The organism is Pseudomonas citronellolis (assembly GCF_900112375.1).
GTDB classification, from domain to species: Bacteria; Pseudomonadota; Gammaproteobacteria; order Pseudomonadales; family Pseudomonadaceae; genus Pseudomonas; species Pseudomonas citronellolis.
The window spans coordinates 146,928-167,513 of record NZ_FOLS01000001.1 but is presented as its reverse complement, the minus strand read 5'-3'; the positions used below and the strand labels follow the sequence as shown (position 1 = coordinate 167,513).

Sequence of the window (20,586 nt, the reverse complement as noted above, 5' to 3'; positions counted from 1 at the left end):
CGGCGGCCAACCGGGAGACCCGCGCATGCTAGCACTGGGCAAGCTGCTCGACCTGACCCTCGTCGGTCGCGAGCCGACCGAGAAGATCCAGCTCACCGCCGACGGCACGCGCCTGCACTGGCTGGCCGAAGGCGCCCTCGAGGTGACCCCCGCCAGCGGCCGCGACAATGGCCTGGACCTGCTGCTCTCGGCCGGCATCCACGGCAACGAGACGGCGCCCATCGAACTGCTCGACCGCCTCGTCCAGCGCATCGCCCGCGGCGAGCTGAAGCCGGCGGCGCGCCTGCTGTTCCTGCTTGGCAACCCGGAGGCCATGCGCCGCGGCGAGCGCTACCTGGAACAGGACATCAACCGCCTGTTCTGCGGCCGCCACGAGGACGGCAGCGGCAGCGAGGCCCTGCGCGCCGCCGAACTGGAACGCCTGGCCGCGGCCTTCTTCGCCCGCGATGGGCGCCAGCGCCTGCACTACGACCTGCACACGGCGATCCGCGGCTCGAAGATCGAGCAGTTCGCCCTCTACCCCTGGAGCGAGGGCCGCGAGCATTCCCGCGCGGAGTTGGCGCGCCTGCGCAGCGCCGGGATAGACGCGGTGCTGCTGCAGAACAAGACCGGCATCACCTTCAGCTCCTACACCTACAGCCGCCTGGGCGCCGAGGCCTTCACCCTGGAGCTGGGCAAGGCGCGGCCCTTCGGGCAGAACCAGGTGGTCAACCTGGGCCGCCTGGAGGCGCTGCTGCAGGTGCTGGTCGACGGCAGCGAGGCGCCGGCCGGGGAGGGCGGGCTGGACGGCCTGCAGCTGTTCGCCGTGTCCCGCGAGGTGATCAAGCACAGCGACCACTTCCGCCTGCACCTGGACGACGCTGTGGACAACTTCACCGAGCTGGACCACGGCTACCTGCTCGCCGAGGACATCGGCGGCACCCGCTGGATAGTCGAAGAGAAGGGCGCGCGCATCATCTTCCCCAACCCGAGGGTGAGGAACGGCCTGCGCGCCGGCATCCTCGTGGTGCCCACGGAACTCTGAGCGCCTGGCGTTTGGGGCTCTTCGTAGGAGCGAGCTTGCTCGCGAACAGATTTTCCCGGCGGCTGCGGTGCCATGCGGTTCGCGAGCAAGCTCGCTCCTACGAGAAACCAGGCTCGCCTGCAACGTTGTCCGCAATAGCCGGAACCACCCACGCCATTCCCCTGTAGGAGCGCGCCCTGCGCGCGAAATCGCGGGCAGGGCCCGCTCCTACAGGTTGCCGGGAGGCACGGTATTCCTCCCGCCGTAGGACCTTGTCCGCGATAGCCGGACCCACCGGCGCGATTCGCGGATGAGATCCGCTCCTACGCCGCTCCACCCGCGCCATTCCCCTGCCCGCGAAGAGCCGCCTTCCGAGCCTTGTCCCCAGGCAGCCAAGCACATAGCATCGGGCTCTTTCCCCGCTTTCCAGGAGCCCCGCCATGTCCGTCATCGACCTTCGCAGCGACACCGTCACCCTGCCCAGCGCCGGGATGCGCGAGGACATGGCCCGGGCCGAACTGGGCGACGACGTGTATGGCGAGGACCCCACCGTCAACCGCCTGGAGGCCGCCCTGGCCGAGCGCCTGGGTTTCGAGGCCGGGCTCTTCGTGCCCAGCGGCACCATGAGCAACCTGCTCGGGCTGATGGCCCACTGCGAGCGCGGCGACGAGTACATCGTCGGCCAGCAGGCCCACACCTATAAATACGAAGGCGGCGGCGCCGCGGTGCTCGGCTCCATCCAGCCGCAGCCCATCGAGGGCGAGGCCGACGGTTCGCTGGACCTGGCCAAGGTCGAGGCGGCCATCAAGCAGGACGACTTCCACTTCGCCCGCACCCGCCTGCTGGCGCTGGAGAACACCATGCAGGGCAAGGTCCTGCCGCTGGCCTACCTGGCCGCCGCCCGCGAGCTGACGCAGCGCCGCGGCCTGGCCCTGCACCTGGACGGCGCGCGCCTGTACAACGCCGCGGTCAAGCTGGGTGTGGACGCCGGCGAGATCACCCGCCACTTCGATTCCGTCTCGGTGTGCCTGTCCAAGGGCCTGGGCGCGCCGGTGGGCTCGGTACTGTGCGGCAGCGCCGGGCTGATCGGCAAGGCCCGGCGCCTGCGCAAGATGGTCGGCGGCGGCATGCGCCAGGCCGGCGGGCTCGCGGCGGCCGGGCTGTACGCCCTGGACCACCAGGTGCAGCGCCTGGCCGAGGATCACGCCAACGCCGAAACCCTCGGCCGTGGCCTGGCGGACCTGGGCTACGCCGTCGAGCCGGTGCAGACCAACATGGTCTACGTCGACCTCGGCGAGCGTGCCGCGGCCCTGCGCGACTTCCTCGGCGAGCGCGGCATCCGCGTCAGCGCTGCCCCGCGCCTGCGCCTGGTTACCCACCTGGACGTGAAAACCGCGGACATTCCCCGTATCGTCGAGGCTTTCGCCGCCTTTCGTCGCGACTGACTAGGATGGAGGCGCAATAGCTGCCATCTATCGTAGAAACACACTGTACCCGGTGCGCAGGGCCGATATAATGCGGCCCTTTGCCGGCGATTCGTGGCCGCATTTTTCCGTGGAAGAACCTATGAAAAGCGCTGAAATCCGTGAAGCCTTCCTCCGCTTCTTCGAAGAGAAGGGGCACACCCGCGTAGCGTCCAGTTCGCTGATTCCGGCGAACGACCCGACCCTGCTGTTCACCAACGCCGGCATGAACCAGTTCAAGGACTGCTTCCTCGGCCTGGAAAAGCGCGCCTACACCCGCGCCACCACCAGCCAGAAGTGCGTCCGCGCCGGCGGCAAGCACAACGACCTGGAAAACGTCGGCTACACCGCGCGCCACCACACCTTCTTCGAAATGCTGGGCAACTTCAGCTTCGGCGACTATTTCAAGCGCGACGCCATCCACTACGCCTGGGAATTCCTCACCTCGGACAAGTGGCTGAACCTGCCCAAGGACAAGCTCTGGGTCACCGTCTACGCCAGCGATGACGAGGCCTACGACATCTGGACCCAGGAAGTCGGCGTGCCCGCCGAGCGCATGGTGCGCATCGGCGACAACAAGGGCGCCCCCTACGCCTCCGACAACTTCTGGGCGATGGGCGACACCGGCCCCTGCGGCCCCTGCACCGAGATCTTCTACGACCACGGCGCCGACATCTGGGGCGGCCCGCCCGGTTCCCCGGAAGAGGACGGCGACCGCTACATCGAGATCTGGAACAACGTGTTCATGCAGTTCAACCGCACCGCGGACGGCGTCATGCACCCGCTGCCGGCGCCGAGCGTGGACACCGGCATGGGCCTTGAGCGCATCAGCGCCGTGCTGCAGCACGTCCACTCGAACTACGAGATCGACCTGTTCCAGAGCCTGCTCAAAGCCTCCGCCGAAGCCATCGGCTGCGCCAACGACGACGCGCCGTCGCTGAAAGTGGTGGCCGACCACATCCGTTCCTGCAGCTTCCTCATCGCCGACGGCGTGCTGCCGTCCAACGAGGGCCGCGGCTACGTGCTGCGCCGCATCATCCGCCGCGCCTGCCGCCACGGCAACAAACTGGGCGCCAAGGGCAGCTTCTTCCACAAGATCGTCGCCGCGCTGGTGGCCGAGATGGGCGAGGCCTTCCCCGAGCTGAAGCAGCAGCAGGCGCACATCGAGCGCGTGCTCAAGACCGAGGAAGAGCAGTTCGCCAAGACCCTGGAGCAGGGCCTGAAGATCCTCGAGCAGGACCTGGGCGAGCTGAAGGGCAGCGTCATCCCCGGCAACGTGGTGTTCAAGCTGTACGACACCTACGGCTTCCCGGTCGACCTGACCAACGACATCGCCCGCGAGCGCAGCCTGACCCTCGACGAGGAAGGCTTCGAGCGCGAGATGGAGGCCCAGCGCGAGCGCGCCCGCTCCGCCAGCGCCTTCGGCATGGACTACAACGCCCTGGTGAAAGTCGACGGCGACACCCGCTTCCTGGGCTACCAGGGCGTGTCCGGCGCGGGCCAGATCATCGCGCTGTTCAAGGACGGCAAGGCCGTCGAGAAGCTCAATGAGGGCGAGGAGGGCGTGGTCGTCCTCGACCAGACGCCGTTCTACGCTGAATCCGGCGGCCAGGTCGGCGACTGCGGCACCCTCTCCGGCGCCGGCGTGCGCTTCGACGTGCGCGACACCACCAAGGCCGGCGGCGCCCACCTGCACCACGGCATCGTCGCCCAGGGCAGCCTGAGCGTCGGCGCCGCGGTCAAGGCCGAGGTCGACGCCAACGTGCGCCAGGCCACCGCGCTGAACCACTCCGCTACCCACCTGCTGCACGCCGCGCTGCGCCAGGTGCTGGGCGATCACGTGCAGCAGAAGGGCTCGCTGGTGGACAGCCAGCGCCTGCGCTTCGACTTCAGCCACTTCGAGGCGATCAAGCCTGAGCAACTTAAGCGGCTGGAAGACATCGTCAACGCCGAGATCCGCGCCAACAGCGAGGTCGAGACCGAAGAGACCGACATCGACACCGCCAAGGCCAAGGGCGCCATGGCGCTGTTCGGCGAAAAGTACGGCGACCAGGTGCGCGTGCTGACCATGGGCGGCGGTTTCTCCGTCGAACTGTGCGGCGGCACCCACGTCGGCCGCACCGGCGACATCGGTCTGTTCAAGATCACCAGCGAGGGCGGCGTGGCCGCCGGCGTGCGCCGCATCGAGGCGGTGACCGGCGCGGCTGCGCTGGCCTACCTCAACGGCGCAGAAGAGCAGCTCAAGGAAGCGGCCGGCCTGGTCAAGGGCAGCCGCGACAACCTGCTGGACAAGCTCGCCGGCCTGCTGGAGCGCAACCGCCAGCTGGAGAAGGAGCTGGAACAGCTCAAGGCCAAGGCCGCCAGCGCCGCCGGCGACGACCTGGCCGGCTCGGCCGTGGACGTGGCGGGCGTCAAAGTGCTGGCCGCGCGTCTCGACGGCCTGGACGGCAAGGCGCTGCTGGCGCTGGTCGACCAGTTGAAGAACAAGCTGGGCAGCGGCGTGATTCTGCTCGGCGGCGTGTTCGAGGAGAAAGTGGTGCTGGTCGCCGGGGTGACCCAGGACCTGACCGCCAGGCTCAAGGCCGGCGACCTGATGAAGCAGGCCGCGGCAGCCGTGGGCGGCAAGGGCGGCGGTCGCCCGGACATGGCCCAGGGCGGCGGCACCGACGCCGGCAAGCTGGACGAGGCCCTGGCCCTGGCCAAGGCCTTCGTCGAACAGGGCCGGTAAGCACCGGCAAGGCCAGGCCCGCGGCGCGCCCGGCGGGCCTTGGCAAGGGGCAGCGATGTCTGTCTAATGGGCGCCCTTCAGGAATCAGGCGGCTTTTGAAATGGCTTTGATCGTACAGAAGTTTGGAGGGACCTCCGTCGGCACCGTCGAGCGTATCGAGCAGGTAGCCGAGAAGGTGAAGAAATTCCGCGAGGCGGGTGACGATATCGTGGTGGTGGTTTCCGCCATGAGCGGCGAGACCAACCGCCTGATCGGCCTGGCCAAGCAGATCATGGACCAGCCGGTTCCGCGCGAACTGGACGTCATGGTCTCCACCGGCGAGCAGGTGACCATCGCCCTGCTGAGCATGGCCCTGATCAAGCGCGGCGTGCCGGCGGTTTCCTACACCGGCAACCAGGTGCGCATCCTGACCGACAGCGCGCACACCAAGGCGCGTATCCTGAGCATCGACGACGCCAACATCCGCAGCGACCTCAAGGCCGGCCGCGTGGTCGTGGTCGCCGGCTTCCAGGGCGTGGACGAGCACGGCAACATCACGACCCTCGGCCGCGGCGGCTCCGACACCACCGGCGTGGCCCTGGCCGCGGCGCTGAAGGCCGACGAGTGCCAGATCTATACCGACGTCGATGGCGTCTACACCACCGATCCGCGCGTAGTGCCGCAGGCCCGCCGACTGGACAAGATCACCTTCGAGGAAATGCTGGAAATGGCCAGCCTCGGCTCCAAGGTGCTGCAGATCCGCTCGGTGGAGTTCGCCGGCAAGTACAATGTTCCGCTGCGCGTGCTGCACAGCTTCCAGGAGGGTCCGGGCACCCTCATTACCCTTGATGAAGAGGAATCCATGGAACAGCCGATCATCTCCGGCATCGCCTTCAACCGCGACGAAGCCAAGCTGACCATCCGTGGCGTACCGGATACCCCCGGAGTGGCCTTCAAGATTCTCGGGCCGATCAGTGCCGCGAACATCGAAGTCGACATGATCGTGCAGAACGTCTCGCACGATAACACCACCGACTTCACCTTCACCGTGCACCGCAACGACTACCTCGCGGCCCTGGAAATCCTCAAGCAGACCGCCGCCAACATCGGCGCGCGCGAGGCCACCGGCGACACCAACATCGCCAAGGTCTCCATCGTCGGCGTCGGCATGCGTTCCCACGCCGGCGTCGCCAGCCGCATGTTCGAGGCGCTGGCGAAGGAGAGCATCAACATCCAGATGATCTCCACCTCGGAAATCAAGGTGTCCGTGGTCATCGAGGAGAAATACCTGGAGCTCGCGGTACGTGCGTTGCACACCGCCTTCGAGCTGGATGCCCCGGCCCGCCAGGGCGAGTAAGAGGGCATCATGCAAAAGGCGCGGCTCATCCCGCGCCTTTTGTCGTTTTTGACCGGGCCACCGGAACTTTCATTCCGCGCGGACTGGTCAATACTTGGGTGAAGGAGCACACACTTGATATTCAGTGGCTCTGCCGCCATTTCTTTTTTTGCAGACTGCTTATCCGAAACACGAAAGGAGAAAGGAATGCTGATTCTGACTCGCCGGGTCGGAGAGACCCTGATGGTTGGTGATGACGTCACTGTGACCGTGCTGGGCGTCAAGGGAAATCAGGTGCGCATTGGCGTGAACGCGCCGAAGGAAGTCGCTGTTCACCGCGAAGAGATCTACCAGCGCATCCAGAAAGAGAAAGACCAAGAACCAAACCATTAATTTTTCTATAAAAAATTCTTTGCAAACGGGGAAAACATGGATATCATGCGCCCCGTGTTGCGGAGAGGTGGCCGAGTGGCCGAAGGCGCTCCCCTGCTAAGGGAGTACACCTCAAAAGGGTGTCGGGGGTTCGAATCCCCCCCTCTCCGCCATTTGCACGTTCTGGTGCGAATGACGAGTCAGGTAGCTAAGCTACTGAAAAGATTGAAAAATCTGTTTGACACGTCTGAATTTTCGAACTAGAATCTGCGCCCCATCAGCGCACTCATAGCTCAGCTGGATAGAGTACTCGGCTACGAACCGAGCGGTCGGAGGTTCGAATCCTCCTGAGTGCGCCACTACACAGGCGGTACGCGCAAGCGGACGCCAGCAGCGACGAAAGGCCTCGGCCCCAGAAGCTGCACCAGTTGGTGAACCTGGCTAAACTGCACCAACCAGCGCACTCATAGCTCAGCTGGATAGAGTACTCGGCTACGAACCGAGCGGTCGGAGGTTCGAATCCTCCTGAGTGCGCCATACACCGAAAGGGCCTGCAGAAATGCAGGCCCTTTTTCTTTGCCCCGCGTTTTTTCGCGTCGGGCCGGGCTCAGCGCCGCTTGCGTGTGGCCTTGCCCTGCACGCAGCCGAACTCGTCGAAGGTCACCGTGCGCCGGCCCTGGCCGGGCCTGGCGTCGTAGTGGTAGCGCTGCCGGTCATCCAACTGGCTGATCCGGTCCGGGCGGCCGAAGGCGCTTTCCACGTCCGTGCGGGTCATGCCGGTGCGGATGCGCTTCTGCAGGATCGCGGTGCGCCTTTCGCGCTCGTCGAGGCGGTTGCCGCAGCCATCCTCGCGCTCGCCAACCACCACCAGCGGGTTGTCGGATGGCGCGCGCCGGCTCTCGTGGGGAGGGTGGGCTAGGGGCACCGGCCTGCCGCTGCCCGGCGTCGGGTTGTGCGCCCGCTGCCGGCTTTGCGCCTGGCCCGGCGGGCAGCCATGCTGGTGGAAGCTGACATGGCCATCGGCGGTCTCGCAGCGGAACGGCGTGGCGGCGGGGCGGTCCATTGGCATGAGGGCGAGCAGCGGGAGCAGGCAGTACAGGGGCGACAGGCGCATCTCCGATCCTCCGTGACAGGGTTGCATGCAGCCTATCCCGCCTGGCCTTCGCGAAATTTCCGGGTGTCTCGACAGCTTTTTCCGGCGTCTGTGATAGCGAGTGAAGTCACCCTCAACTTTGTGCCGCAAGCGATTGTTCTAGCCGCTATTTTGTAACGCTGAACAGGCTCCGGAGTGTTATCATTTCTCCTATCTGCCCGATATGGGCGCGTGGGCACACCACCATGGACTTACCCAGTAGTTACCCAGAACCCCGATTGCCTCAACACGACCTGATGTTTTAAGCCCCCGTGCGCGCTCCGCCGCTGGGGGTGGAGCGTGCTATGACCGAAGTAGAAGCCAAGAAGCCGCAGGAAAGCCTGCAGGACCGCCTGAACCAGGTGGTCGAGCTGCTGAACAAGCACAAGCTGGTCGAAGACCTGGCGCACCGCCAGGAAGGCCAGCACCAGGATCTCGTCGAGAACCTGGTACACCGGCAGAACCTCGCCGAGCTGCAGCGCAAGCTCGATGACCTGCACCCCGCCGACATCGCCCACATCCTCGAATCGCTGCCGCTGAGCGACCGCCTGACGGTCTGGCAGCTGGTCAAGGCCGAGCGCGACGGCGACATCCTCCTGGAAGTATCCGACGCCGTCCGCGAGACGCTGATCGCCGACATGGACGATCACGAGATCCTCGCCGCGGCCAAGGAGATGGACGCCGACGAACTCGCCGACCTGGCGCCGGAACTGCCGCGCGACGTCGTCCACGAGCTGATGGAAACCCTCGATGCGCAGCAGCGCGAGCGCGTGCGCTCGGCGTTGTCCTACGAGGAAGACGAAGTCGGCGCGCTGATGGACTTCGAGATGGTCACCATCCGCGACGACGTCAGCCTGGAAGTGGTGCTGCGCTATCTGCGCCGCCTGAAGGAGCTGCCGGGGCATACCGACAAGCTGTTCGTGGTCGACTACGACGGCCTGCTCAAGGGCGTGCTGCCGATCAAGCGCCTGCTGGTCAACGACCCGGACAAGCAGGTGGCCGAGGTCATGGCCACCGACCCGGTGACCTTCCAGCCCGACGAGGACGGCTACGACGCCGCCCAGGCGTTCGAGCGCTACGACCTGATCTCCGCCCCGGTGGTGGACAAGAACGGCAAGCTGATCGGCCGCCTGACCATCGACGAGATGGTCGACCTCATCCGCGAGGAGAGCGAGACCGAAGTGCTGAACATGGCCGGTCTGCGCGAGGAGGAAGACATCTTCGCCTCGGTGTGGAAGTCGGTGCGCAACCGCTGGACCTGGCTGGCCACCAACCTGATCACCGCCTTCGTCGCCTCGCGGGTGATCGGCCTGTTCGAAGGCTCCATCGAGAAGCTGGTGGCGCTGGCCGCGCTGATGCCCATCGTCGCCGGCATCGGCGGCAACTCGGGCAACCAGACCATCACCATGATCGTCCGCGCCATCGCCCTGGACCAGATCCAGACCAGCAACGCCACGCGCCTGCTGCGCAAGGAGCTGGGCGTGGCGCTGGTCAACGGCCTGGTCTGGGGCGGGGTGATAGGCGTGGTGGCCTTCTACCTGTACGGCAACTGGGAGCTGGGCGTGGTGATGACCGCGGCCATGACCCTCAACCTGCTGTTGGCTGCGCTGGCGGGGGTGCTGATTCCGATGACCCTGCTGCGCCTGGGGCGCGACCCGGCGATGGGCTCCAGTGTGATGATCACCGCCATGACCGACAGCGGTGGGTTCTTCATCTTCCTGGGCCTGGCCACGTTGTTCCTGATGTAGGCTCACAGTGGCCGCGAGAAACCGCCTTCGGGCGGTTTTTGCATTTCAGGGGCGGGGCTTTGCGGGCAGGAAATCGGGGCTCTCGCTACATCCGTATCGCAGGACCTCCTGAGCGCCGGATCGCGGACAGAGTCCGCTCCTACGGTTCCGGGAAGCACGACTTTTCGTAGGATGGCGTTGAGCGAAGCGATACCCATCATCAGGGGGCGATGGGTTTCGCAAGCTCAACCCATCCTACGAAGAGCACCTCGGCGCAAGCCTAAGGTTCAGGGAGGGCACGGGCGTAGGAGCGGACTTTGTCCGCGATTGGATTCACCGGCCACGCCGGACGGGGCATGGCCCGCTGGAATGAAAAATGCCGTTTCCCCCATGGGAGAAACGGCATTTCTCTTTAAGCGAACAGCGCTTCTTCGGTGCAGTTGGGCTCAGGCGTTGCTGGCCATTTCCGCATCGTGGGCGATCAGGGCGATCAGCGCATTCTGCTGGCGGTGGGTCAGCTGGCGGAAGCGTTGCAGCAGCTCACGCTCGTGCAGGCTCAGCTCGGGGCTGTCCAGGCGGATGCCGAGGTTGTCCTGCAGGGCGCCCTCTTGCAGCAGGCTCTGCTCCAGGCGGGCGATGATTTCCGAGTTCATGCTGCGATGGTGATTGCGGGCGACCTCGGCGATACGCTCACGCATGCCTTCGGGCAGACGGACGACGAACTTGTCGGCGGTGCGACTGGAGTAGCTTGGGGTTGCCTGTTTCAATGGGCGCATACATTAAACCTGTAAGTCAGGGAAACGGTGCCAAGGGGTCTGTGTTCGAGTCCCTATGACAGCGAAATCCGTTGGCCGTTCAGCGCAAGGGCAGTAATCAGGTGGCCGACCAATTACTTGACGTCAATTCTGCGACGTATTTTGCGTCGCATGAAGGCTAAATGCCAGCACCAATCGTCCGAAATGCGAGGCTATCTGCATATCTTTCTTTCGATGGGTGGCGCGGCCCATGGGCTCCATTCGCTCAGATTAGCTCAAGTCCCAGGTCCCGGCCGCCATTGCGCCATCATCCGACCACCCGCACGGGCAATGGTTCACGAGGGGCGCGGATGATGTCACAACCTGGCTCGCCATGCAGCGCCGGGCCGGCCATTTTCCCGCTTCCGCGGCGCCGGCGGGCGGGTATCATACGCGGCGTCCGCGCCCCGGGAGGCGCGGTGCAGAGATGAGCATGAGCGGCAAGTTGATCTATCTGATGGGGCCTTCGGGCTCGGGCAAGGACAGCCTGCTCCAGGCTGCGGCGGCGCCGCTGGCCGAGCGGGGCGGGCACGTCGTGCGGCGGGTGATCACCCGTTCCGCCGAGGCCCGCGGCGAGGATGCCGAAGCGGTGACCCCCGAAGCCTTCGAGCGCCTGGAGCGCGAGGGCGCCTTCGCCATGAGCTGGCGGGCCAACGGCCTGTGCTACGGCATCCCGCGGCAGATCGACCACTGGCTGGCCCAGGGGCGCGTCGTGCTGGTCAACGGCTCGCGCGGCTATCTGGAGGAAGCGCGACGACGCTATCCCGGCCTGCTCGCGGTGCTGTTGCAGGTCGCCCCCGAGGTGCTGCGCCAGCGCCTGGTCGCCCGCGGCCGGGAAACCCTGGCGGAGATCGAGGCGCGCCTGGCGCGCAATGCCGCCTTCGCCGAGGGCCTGGCGCCGCCGTTGCGGGTGCTGGACAACTCCGCCAGCCTGGAGACCAGCGTGGGCGGCCTGCTGGCCTTGCTGGACGACGCCGGGGTCAGCGCAGCGGCAACGCCAGGCTGACGCCGCTGTTCGTTCAGGCGGGCCTTCTCGGCAGGTGCGAAATCCGCGCCGTGGCATGACAAATGCGCCGACGCTGGTTAACATGCCCACCCGGTCCCGGCAGCCGCCGCGGGCCCAGGCGTGTCCCCATAGTTCAAGGGATAGAATAAGCCCCTCCTAAGGGCTAGATACTGGTTCGAATCCAGTTGGGGACGCCATCCTTCCCGCCGTTTCCTCATTGCCCCCGGTTTCTTGCCATTGCGCCTGGATTCGTAGCGCGCCTGGCACCGATACCCGATAGTCGAATCCAGACGTCTGGCGATGACGGAGAAGCGATGAGCCATTTCCCTGAGCGGTCCGAGCGATGCTGAGCGCCGAACTCAAGGCCTTCTATATGGTGGCGCGCCTGGGCAGCATCACCCAGGCGGCGAAGAAGCTCGGCCTCAGCCAGCCGACGGTGACCACGCAGATCCGCAGCCTGGAAGGCCAGTACGCCGTGGAGCTGTTCTACCGCGGCGGCCGCCGCCTGACCCTCACCGACGAAGGCGCGCGCCTGCTGCCCATGGTCCAGGCGCTGCTGCAGCAGGAGTCGGATATCGAGTTCTTCCTGCGCAATTGCGGGCAGATGCAGGGCAGCCTGCGCATCGGCGCCACCTCGCCCTACTACGTGCTGGGGCTGATCAAGGCCTTCCGCGAGCGTTACCCGCAGATCGAGGTATCGGTGGAGATCGGCAATTCGCAGCAGGTGCTGGAGGCCCTCTACGAATGCCGGGTGGACCTGGCGGCCTCGTCGCAGCCGGTGGAGGACGCGCGGCTGATCCACCTGGTGCTCGGCCGCGACCCGCTGGTGCTGGCGGTGCACCGCAGCCACCCGCTGGCGGCGCAGCGCTCGGTGGCCCTGGGTGAGCTGCGCAACCATTGCCTGCTGATGCGCGAGGCCGGTTCCACCACCCGCGAGCTGACCGAGAAGCTGCTGCGCGAGTCCGCGGTGACGCCGGCCTCGATGCTGGAGATCGGCAGCCGCGAGTCGATCCGCGAGGCGGTGATCCGCAACCTCGGGGTGAGCATCATCTCGCGCCAGGAAGTGCCGGATAACCCCGAGCTGCGCGTGCTGGAGCTGCAGGGCGCGCCGCTGATCGACGAATACCTGTTCTGCCTGAAGGAACGCCGCCAGGCGCGCCTGACCAGCGCCTTCCTGGCCCTGGCACGGGAAACCGCGCCCGCCGCGTAACTGCAATTGCCTGGGGTTTTTCGTAGGAAGCCGGGCCTGCCCGTACCGTAGGAGCGGACCTTGTCCGCGATAGCCGGACGTTCCGGCGCGATTCGCGGATGAGATCCGCTCCTACGCTGCGCCACCCGCTCCGTTCCCCTGTAGGAGCGCGCCCTGCGTGCGAATCGCGGGCAGGGCCCGCTCCTGCAAAAAGCCTTTCGCCATCGCAAATCTGCCTATACCTCTATCGGCGCAGTTGCACCCATCGCAACAGAGCCTTCGCATTCCTTCCCTAGCATGGCCCTCCATCGAGCCCCGCGGTCTGTCGCCGCGGGCCAGCTGCAAGAGGTTCCGCCATGCACGATTCCCTCCCCACCGGCACCCCGCTGCGGGTGCGCGACATGCACAAGCGCTTCGGCCACTTCGCCGCCCTCGACGGCGTTTCGCTGGATATCGAGGGCGGCGAGCTGGTCTGCCTGCTCGGCCCCTCCGGCTGCGGCAAGACCACGCTGCTGCGCTGCATCGCCGGGCTGGAGCGCCAGGACGGCGGCATCATCCATATCGGTGAGCGCGACGTCTCGCGCCTGCCGCCCCAGGCCCGCGACTACGGCATCCTGTTCCAGTCCTACGCGCTGTTCCCCAACCTCAGCGTCGAGCAGAACGTCGCCTACGGCCTGACCGGCGCCAGCCGCGAGGAAGCGCGCCAGCGCGTGGGCGAGATGCTCGAGCTGGTCGGCCTGGCCGGCAGCGAGAAGAAGTACCCCGGCCAGCTCTCCGGCGGCCAGCAGCAGCGCGTGGCCATGGCCCGCGCGCTGGCCCCGGCGCCGTCGCTGCTGCTGCTCGACGAGCCCATGTCGGCGCTGGACGCCCGGGTGCGCGAGCACCTGTGCGGCGAGCTGCGCCAGCTGCAGAAGAGCCTGGGCATCACCACCCTGATGGTCACCCACAACCAGGACGAGGCCATGCTGATGGCCGACCGCATCGCCGTGATGAACCACGGCAAGGTCGAGCAGTACGGCACCGCCCAGGACATCTACAGCGCCCCGGCCACGCCCTTCGTCGCCGAGTTCGTCGGCCAGGGCAACTGGCTGCCCTTCGAGCGTGGCGCCGACGGCCTGGCGCGGGTCGGCGGCCTGAGCCTGCGCCTGCATGGCGAGCGGGCCAACGCCACGCGCGGACGGCTGTTCTGCCGCCCGGAGGCGATCGGCATCAACCCGGTGGTGCACCAGGAGAACCTGTTCCGCGCCCAGGTCCGCGAGATCACCTTCCTCGGCAACCGCTGCCGCATGAGCTTCGAACTGCACGAGCTGCCCGGCCACGCGCTGCTGGCCGAGCTGGCCCCGGAACAGATGCCGCGCCTGGGCAGCGCGGACATCTGGGTCTCGCTGCCGCCGCAGAGCCTGCAGGTGTTCGCCTGACATGAGCGCGGTGATGAAACTCGACCCGACCCTGGCCGCCGGCCAGGCCCGCGGCGACCTCGGCGACCGCCTGTTCATCCTCGGCGGCAAGCTGTTGCTGCTCGCCCTGCTGGCCCTGGCCGTGCTGCTGCCGCTGCTGGCCATCTTCTGGCGCGGCTTCAGCGGCGCCGAAGGGCAGGGCGGCGGCCTGGCGGCCATGGCCGAGCTGCTGGCCAGCGCCAACTTCCACTGGCTGCTGGGCAATAGCCTGAAGGTCTCGCTGAGCGTGGCGGCCATCGTGGTGCCGCTGGCCTATGGCTTCGCCTACGCCCTGCAGCGCACGCTGATCCCGGCCAAGGGCCTGTGGCGCGGCATTTCCCTGCTGCCGCTGCTGGCGCCGTCGATGCTGCCGGGCATCGCGCTGATCTACCTGTTCGGCAACCAGGGCCTGCTGCGCAGCTGGGTACCGGACAACATCTATGGCTTCTGGGGCATCGTCCTGGGCGAGGCCATCTACACCTTCCCCCACGCGCTGATGATCCTCCTTTCGGCGCTGTCGCTGGCCGACGCGCGGCTGTTCGACGCCGCCTCGAGCATGGGCGCCAGCCCCTGGAAGGCGTTCCGCAGCATCACCTGGCCGGCCTCGCGGCAGGGCGTGTTCGCCGCCTTCTGCCTGGTGTTCACCCTGACCATCACCGATTTCGGCGTGCCCGTCGTGGTCGGCGGCGACTACCAGGTGCTGGCGCTGGAAGCCTACAAGGCAGTGGTCGGCCAGCAGCAGTTCGGCCGCGGCGCGCAGATCGGCATGCTCCTGCTGTTGCCGGCACTGCTGAGCTTCGCGGTGGACGCCTGGCTGCGCCGGCGCCAGGGCGGCGCCATGAGCGGCCGCGCCCAGGTCTACCAGCCCAAGCCCTCGCGCCGCCGCGACGGCGCCTACCTGGCGCTGGTGCTGCTGGTCAGCGCGGTGATCCTCGGCGTGCTGGGCATGGCCGTGTATTCCTCGCTGGTGAAGTTCTGGCCGTACAACCTGTCGTTGTCGCTGCGCCACTACGCCTTCGAGGAAACCGCCGGCGGCGGCTGGCTGGCCTACCGCAACAGCCTGACCCTGGCCTGCTGCACCGCGCTGTTCGGCAGTGCGCTGATCTTCACCGGCGCCTACCTGATCGAGAAGACTCGCGAGCAGGCCTGGCTGAACCAGTTGCTGCGCATGTTCTGCTTCGTGCCCATGGCGGTGCCGGGCTTGGTCCTGGGCCTGGGCTACGTGTTCTTCTTCAACCTGCCGGGCAACCCGCTGCACGTGTTCTACGGCAGCATGACCCTGCTGGTGGTGTGCACCATCGCCCACTACCTGACCACCGCGCAGATGACCGCCACCACCGCGCTGCGCCAGCTCGACGGCGAGTTCGAGGCCGCCGCGCTGTCGCTGAAGATGCCGCTGTGGCGCCATTACCTGAAGGTGACGCTGCCGATTTGCCTGCCGGCGCTGCTGGACATCGTCCGCTACCTGTTCGTCTCGGCGATGACCACGGTGTCGGCGGCGATCTTCCTCTACAGCCCGGACAGCATCCTCGCCGCCGTCGCCGTGCTGAACATGGACGACGCCGGCAACGTCGGCGGCGCCGCCGCCATGTCCACTCTGATCCTGCTCACCTCGGCGGCCGCTTCCATCGTCCTGGCCCTGGCCTCGCGCGGCCTGCTGCGCCGGTCCCAGGCCTGGCGCCGGAGCGGCCACTGATTCCCCACGACCCACGTTGCACCTGACCGCCACCCCCGCGAACGCGGGGGCCCAATAAACAGAAGGAGCGCACCATGTTCAAACGCCTCGCCCTCGCCGCCGCCGTGCTCGCCGGTTTCAGCCTGAACGCCAGCGCCGCCACCGAACTGACCGTCTACACCGCCCTGGAGCCGGAACAACTGAAGGCCTACAAGGAAGCCTTCGAGAAGCAGAACCCGGACATCGAGATCAAGTGGGTGCGCGACTCCACCGGCATCGTCACCGCCAAGCTGCTGGCCGAGAAGGACCGCCCGCAGGCCGACGTGGTCTGGGGCCTGGCCGCCTCCAGCCTGGCCATCCTCGACCAGCAGGACATGCTGGAGAAGTACGCGCCCCAGGACCTGGCGGCGATCGGCAAGAACTACCGCGACCCGGCCAACCCGCCGGCCTGGGTGGGCATGGACGTGTGGGCCGCGACCATCTGCTTCAACAGCGTGGAAGCCGAGAAGCAGGGCCTGTCGAAGCCCATCAGCTGGCAGGACCTGACCAAGCCCGAGTACAAGGGCAAGATCGTCATGCCCAACCCGGCGTCCTCCGGCACCGGCTTCCTCGACGTCTCCGCCTGGCTGCAAACCTTCGGCGAGAAACAGGGCTGGGCCTACATGGACGCCCTGCACGAGAACATCGGCCAGTACGTCCACTCCGGCTCCAAGCCGTGCAAGCTGGCCGCCGCCGGTGAGTTCCCGATCGGTATCTCCTTCGAGTACCCGGCCGTGCAGCTCAAGCGCCAGGGCGCGCCGCTGGACATAGTGCTGCCCAAGGAAGGTCTGGGCTGGGAAATCGAAGCCACCGGCATCGTCAAAGGCACCCAGCACCTGGATGCGGCGAAGAAACTCGCCGACTTCTCCGCAAGCCCCGCGGCCATGGAGCTGTACAAGGAGAACTTCGCCGTGCTCGCCCAGCCGGGCATCGCCAAGCCGCAGACCGAACTGCCGGCGGACTACGAGCAGCGCCTGATCAAGAACGACTTCGCCTGGGCCTCGAAGAACCGCGACGCCATCCTGGCCGAATGGCGCAAGCGCTATGACGGCAAGTCGGAGAAGGTGGCGCAGCAGTAAGCGCGAAGCAGAGGAGAGCACCCTCTCCTTAGCCCTCTCCCTGAAGGGAGAGGGAACCCTCCTCTGCACTGGTTGCCATCACCGAGTTCATCCTGAGGTTCCAGGCGGGCTCCGATGCCGATCCACGCACCGAACAGCCCCCTCTCCCTTCAGGGAGAGGGTTGGGGAGAGGGGCTCTTCGATCCCAGGAATCCACCCATGTCCCAACAAAACACCGACATCGCCATCATCGGCGCCGGCATCCTCGGCCTGTCCCACGCCTATGCCGCCGCCCGCCGCGGCCTGCGCGTGCGCGTCTTCGAACGCAGCGCCACGCCGCTCGGCGCCTCCATCCGCAACTTCGGCCAGGCCCTGGTCGGCGGCCAGCCGCCGGGCGTCATGCTCGACCTGGCCCGCGCCAGCCGCCCGCTGTGGGCCGAATGGGCCGAGCGCGCCGGCTTCGCCATCCGCCGCAACGGCTCGCTGCTGTTCGCCCGCAGCGAGGCCGAGGAAAACCTGCTGGAAGCCTTCTGCGCCGGTCGCGCCAGGGAGCACGGCTACCGCGCCGAACTGCTCCGCGGCAAGGCCTTGGACGCGCTCTACGACGGCGCTTTCAGCAAGCATCGCGCGGCCCTGCACAGCCTCGACGACCAGCAGCTGTATTCCCGCGAGGCGCTGCCGGCGCTGATCGACTGGCTGCGCCGCGAGCTGAAGGTGGAATTCCACTTCTCCACCCTGGTGCGCGACATCGAGCCGGGCCTGCTGCGCACCACCGCCGGCACCTTCCAGGCCGGACAGATCCTCGTCTGCTCCGGCCACGACTACCAGACCCTGCTGGCCGAGCAACTGGCCGCGCTGAAGCCGCAGGTGTGCCGCCTGCAGATGCTCCGCGCCCGCCCCGAGCGCGACCTGGGCCTGGGCCACGCGCTGCTGACCGGGCTGAGCTGCGTGCACTACGGCGCCTTCGCCGACCTGCCGCAGGCCCAGGCGATCCACGCGCAGATCCGCCGCGAGACGCCGGCGCTGGAGCGCCATGGCATCCACCTGCTGATCAGCCCTACGCCCTACGGCGAGCTGATCATCGGCGATTCCCACGACTACGGCAGCGATGCCGCGCCCTTCAACGCCGAAGTGGTGGACCGCCTGATGCTCGACCTGGCCGAGGACACCCTGGGCATGCGCGTCGAGGTGGTCGAGCGCTGGCAGGGCGTGTACGGCGCGCGTGGCCCGGCGCCGTTCTCGGTGTTGCAGGTGGAGGCGGGCATCAGCGCAGTGCTGATGCACACCGGCGTGGGCATGAGCGTGGGGCCGGCGCTGGGCGAGCGGACCATCGCCGGGCTGTTCGGCTGAAGCATTCGTCATCGTCTTGTCACCGGAACGTCATGCCGGCCTGCTAAGCAGGAAGGTCGCCGGCCCGGCCCAGGGCGATGCCACATTCAGCGAGCGCGCATGAACCAACGTTTCACCCAGGCCCCCTGGGATTCCGACCTGTTCGGGCTGCTCTACGGCTTCCGCTTCCACCCCGGGCAGCGCGGCCAGGAGCTGGATTCCAGCGCCGCGCTGCGCTGGCTGGAGGCGCCGGGGGAGGGCGAGGACTTCGTCTGGCTGCACCTGAACCTCGCCCACGCCGCCTGCGAGCGCTGGATGAAGAGCCACCTGGAGCTGCCCGAAACCTTCTTCGAGACCCTGCGCGAGGGCTCGCGCTCCACGCGCATCGAGCACGTCGACGCGGCGCTGCTGGCAGTGGTCAACGACGTGGTGTTCAACTTCGGCAGCGTCTCCTCGGACGTGGCCACCCTGTGGGTCTGCGCGCGCCGCCGCCTGCTGGTGACCGCCCGCATGCAGCCGCTGCGCTCGGTGGACCGCCTGCGCTCCTCGGTCAAGCACGGCGAGTGCTTCCGCTCGCCGCTGGAGCTGCTGGTGCACCTGCTGCGCGACCAGGGCGACATCCTCACCCAGATCGTCCGCGAGACCACCGTGGGCGTGGACCGCATCGAGGACCGCCTGCTGTCGCAGAACCTCTCCGACAACCGCGCCGACCTGGGCGCCATGCGCCGCGTGCTGGTGCGCCTGCAGCGCCTGCTGGCGCTGGAGCCGGGCTCGCTGCTGCGGCTGCTCAACCGCCCGCCGGAATGGCTGCAGGAGGCCGACGTGCGCGATCTGCGCGAGGCCACCGAGGAATTCTCCCTGGTGATCAGCGACCTCACCTCCCTGGGCGAGCGCATCAAGCTGCTGCAGGAAGAGATCGCCGCGCAGCTCAACGAACAGAGCAACCGCACTCTGTTCACCCTGACGGTGGTCACGGTGCTGGCGCTGCCGATCAACATAGTCGCCGGCTTCTTCGGCATGAACGTCGGCGGCATTCCCCTGGCGGAGAACCCCCACGGCTTCTGGCTGCTGGTGATGCTGGTGGCCAGCTTCACCCTGCTGGCCTGGCGCTGGGCCTTCCGCAAGCGCAACGACGCCTGAACTGTCACGCGGCTGACACCGGCGCGGCCTAGGCTGGCGCGACACGCATCCCGCCAGCGAGGTCCCGGCCATGCCACTGAGCAACGATAACCTGATCCGCCGCATCCACCGCGAGCTTCTCGACCACAGCGACGAGGAACTGGAGCTGGAACTGCTGGAGGACGTGCGCAACCTCGACGAGCTGTTCGACGACCACATCCCCGACGGCGACGAGGAGAAGATCGCCCGCCGCCGCTACTTCAGCGAGCTGTTCCGCCTGCAGGGCGAGCTGGTGAAGCTGCAGAGCTGGGTGGTCAAGACCGGGCACAAGCTGGTGATCCTCTTCGAAGGCCGCGACGCGGCGGGCAAGGGCGGGGTGATCAAGCGCATCACCCAGCGCCTCAACCCGCGCGTGTGCCGTGTCGCGGCGCTGCCGGCGCCGAACGACCGCGAGCGCACCCAGTGGTACTTCCAGCGCTACGTCTCACACCTGCCGGCGGCGGGGGAGATCGTGCTGTTCGACCGCAGCTGGTACAACCGCGCCGGCGTCGAGCGGGTGATGGGTTTCTGCAACGACGAGCAGTACGAAGAGTTCTTCCGCAGCGTGCCGGAATTCGAGCGCATGCTGGCGCGCTCGGGCATCCAGTTGGTCAAGTACTGGTTCTCGATCACCGACGAGGAGCAGCACATGCGCTTCCTGAGCCGCATCCACGACCCGCTCAAGCAGTGGAAGCTCAGCCCCATGGACCTGGAATCGCGGCGCCGCTGGGAGGCCTACACCAAGGCCAAGGAGATCATGCTCGAACGCACCCACATCGCCGAGGCGCCCTGGTGGGTGGTGCAGGCCGACGACAAGAAGCGCGCGCGGCTGAACTGCATCCACCACCTGCTCGGCCAGGTGCCCTACGAGGAAGTGGCGCACCTGCACGTCGAGTTGCCGATGCGCCAGCGCCATGCCGACTACGTGCGCATTCCCACGCCGGGAGAAATGGTGGTGCCGGAGCATTATTGAGTCCAGACCAGGCGTAGGGCGGATAACGTTCCACGTTATCCGCCGTTTGACCTCGCCCGCCAGCCGCTCGCTGTCGAGCTTGGCGCAGGTCACGCATTTCCCCGGTTCGGCCGGGACAGGGTCGGAGAGGAAGGTGAGGCGGCGTATAACCGCGAACGGTTATACGCCCTACGCCAGGTTCGGCCTTCG

16 protein-coding genes and 4 tRNA genes are annotated in these 20,586 nt (G+C 67.1%); 18 read left to right on the top strand and 2 right to left on the bottom strand.

Annotation, left to right across the window (positions count from 1 at the left end):
- The first annotated feature begins 25 nt into the window (after nucleotides 1–25).
- The 8 genes from astE (at nucleotide 26) to BM060_RS00725 (ending at nucleotide 7,418) form a co-directional block, all read left to right on the top strand.
- The gene (astE, locus tag BM060_RS00760) at nucleotides 26–1,024 is read left to right on the top strand and encodes a succinylglutamate desuccinylase (RefSeq protein ID WP_074976396.1); all 999 of its coding nucleotides are present in this window, start codon (nucleotides 26–28) and stop codon (nucleotides 1,022–1,024) included.
- 419 nt (nucleotides 1,025–1,443) lie between these two features.
- The gene (gene ltaE, locus BM060_RS00755; RefSeq protein WP_074976394.1) at nucleotides 1,444–2,448 is read left to right on the top strand and encodes a low-specificity L-threonine aldolase; all 1,005 of its coding nucleotides are present in this window, start codon (nucleotides 1,444–1,446) and stop codon (nucleotides 2,446–2,448) included.
- 121 nt (nucleotides 2,449–2,569) lie between these two features.
- Nucleotides 2,570–5,194, top strand: a complete 2,625-nt coding sequence (gene alaS, locus BM060_RS00750) for an alanine--tRNA ligase (protein WP_074976391.1) — start codon at nucleotides 2,570–2,572, stop codon at nucleotides 5,192–5,194.
- A 100-nt stretch (nucleotides 5,195–5,294) separates the two neighbouring features.
- Nucleotides 5,295–6,530: an aspartate kinase gene (locus tag BM060_RS00745; protein WP_074976389.1), complete on the top strand. Its 1,236-nt coding sequence runs from the start codon at nucleotides 5,295–5,297 to the stop codon at nucleotides 6,528–6,530.
- Between the two features lie 186 nt (nucleotides 6,531–6,716).
- On the top strand, nucleotides 6,717–6,902 hold the full coding sequence (gene csrA, locus BM060_RS00740) for a carbon storage regulator CsrA (RefSeq protein WP_003085981.1): 186 nt from the start codon (nucleotides 6,717–6,719) through the stop codon (nucleotides 6,900–6,902).
- A 61-nt stretch (nucleotides 6,903–6,963) separates the two neighbouring features.
- A tRNA-Ser gene (locus BM060_RS00735) sits at nucleotides 6,964–7,054 on the top strand.
- 109 nt (nucleotides 7,055–7,163) lie between these two features.
- Nucleotides 7,164–7,240, top strand: a tRNA-Arg gene (locus BM060_RS00730).
- 101 nt (nucleotides 7,241–7,341) lie between these two features.
- Nucleotides 7,342–7,418 (top strand) — tRNA-Arg (locus tag BM060_RS00725).
- A gap of 70 nt (nucleotides 7,419–7,488) precedes the next feature.
- Here BM060_RS00725 and bamE read toward each other — a convergent pair.
- Entirely contained in the window at nucleotides 7,489–7,995 is a 507-nt protein-coding gene (gene bamE, locus BM060_RS00720; protein ID WP_074976386.1) for an outer membrane protein assembly factor BamE domain-containing protein, read from the bottom strand.
- 323 nt (nucleotides 7,996–8,318) lie between these two features.
- On the opposite strand from bamE, the gene mgtE reads away from it, so the two are divergent.
- Nucleotides 8,319–9,761, top strand: coding sequence for a magnesium transporter (mgtE, locus tag BM060_RS00715; RefSeq protein WP_074976383.1), 1,443 nt, complete (start codon nucleotides 8,319–8,321; stop codon nucleotides 9,759–9,761).
- A 425-nt stretch (nucleotides 9,762–10,186) separates the two neighbouring features.
- Here the strand turns inward: mgtE and amrZ are convergent, their stop codons facing one another.
- Nucleotides 10,187–10,516, bottom strand: a complete 330-nt coding sequence (amrZ, locus tag BM060_RS00710; RefSeq protein WP_009620783.1) for a transcriptional regulator AmrZ — start codon at nucleotides 10,514–10,516, stop codon at nucleotides 10,187–10,189.
- Between the two features lie 451 nt (nucleotides 10,517–10,967).
- Here amrZ and phnN point away from each other — a divergent pair, with 451 nt between their 5' ends.
- The 9 genes from phnN to ppk2 all read left to right on the top strand — a co-directional run bounded on the left by phnN (nucleotide 10,968) and on the right by ppk2 (nucleotide 20,397).
- Entirely contained in the window at nucleotides 10,968–11,540 is a 573-nt protein-coding gene (phnN, locus tag BM060_RS00705; RefSeq protein ID WP_074976794.1) for a phosphonate metabolism protein/1,5-bisphosphokinase (PRPP-forming) PhnN, read from the top strand.
- A 122-nt stretch (nucleotides 11,541–11,662) separates the two neighbouring features.
- Nucleotides 11,663–11,737, top strand: a tRNA-Arg gene (locus BM060_RS00700).
- A 146-nt stretch (nucleotides 11,738–11,883) separates the two neighbouring features.
- On the top strand, nucleotides 11,884–12,750 hold the full coding sequence (locus BM060_RS00695; RefSeq protein ID WP_009620785.1) for a LysR substrate-binding domain-containing protein: 867 nt from the start codon (nucleotides 11,884–11,886) through the stop codon (nucleotides 12,748–12,750).
- A gap of 335 nt (nucleotides 12,751–13,085) precedes the next feature.
- Nucleotides 13,086–14,147: a putative 2-aminoethylphosphonate ABC transporter ATP-binding protein gene (locus BM060_RS00690; protein ID WP_074976381.1), complete on the top strand. Its 1,062-nt coding sequence runs from the start codon at nucleotides 13,086–13,088 to the stop codon at nucleotides 14,145–14,147.
- Nucleotide 14,148: 1 nt separating this feature from the next.
- Nucleotides 14,149–15,861 carry a putative 2-aminoethylphosphonate ABC transporter permease subunit gene (locus BM060_RS00685; protein ID WP_135499862.1) on the top strand — a complete coding sequence of 571 codons (1,713 nt, stop codon included), beginning with the start codon at nucleotides 14,149–14,151 and terminating at the stop codon, nucleotides 15,859–15,861.
- Between the two features lie 74 nt (nucleotides 15,862–15,935).
- Nucleotides 15,936–16,958, top strand: a complete 1,023-nt coding sequence (locus BM060_RS00680; protein ID WP_074976378.1) for a putative 2-aminoethylphosphonate ABC transporter substrate-binding protein — start codon at nucleotides 15,936–15,938, stop codon at nucleotides 16,956–16,958.
- Between the two features lie 198 nt (nucleotides 16,959–17,156).
- The gene (locus tag BM060_RS00675) at nucleotides 17,157–18,287 is read left to right on the top strand and encodes a TIGR03364 family FAD-dependent oxidoreductase (protein ID WP_074976376.1); all 1,131 of its coding nucleotides are present in this window, start codon (nucleotides 17,157–17,159) and stop codon (nucleotides 18,285–18,287) included.
- Nucleotides 18,288–18,386: 99 nt separating this feature from the next.
- Complete coding sequence (locus BM060_RS00670) at nucleotides 18,387–19,406, top strand: transporter (protein WP_074976373.1); 1,020 nt, start codon at nucleotides 18,387–18,389, stop codon at nucleotides 19,404–19,406.
- 70 nt (nucleotides 19,407–19,476) lie between these two features.
- Nucleotides 19,477–20,397, top strand: a complete 921-nt coding sequence (ppk2, locus tag BM060_RS00665; protein WP_009620802.1) for a polyphosphate kinase 2 — start codon at nucleotides 19,477–19,479, stop codon at nucleotides 20,395–20,397.
- Nucleotides 20,398–20,586 lie beyond the last annotated feature (189 nt).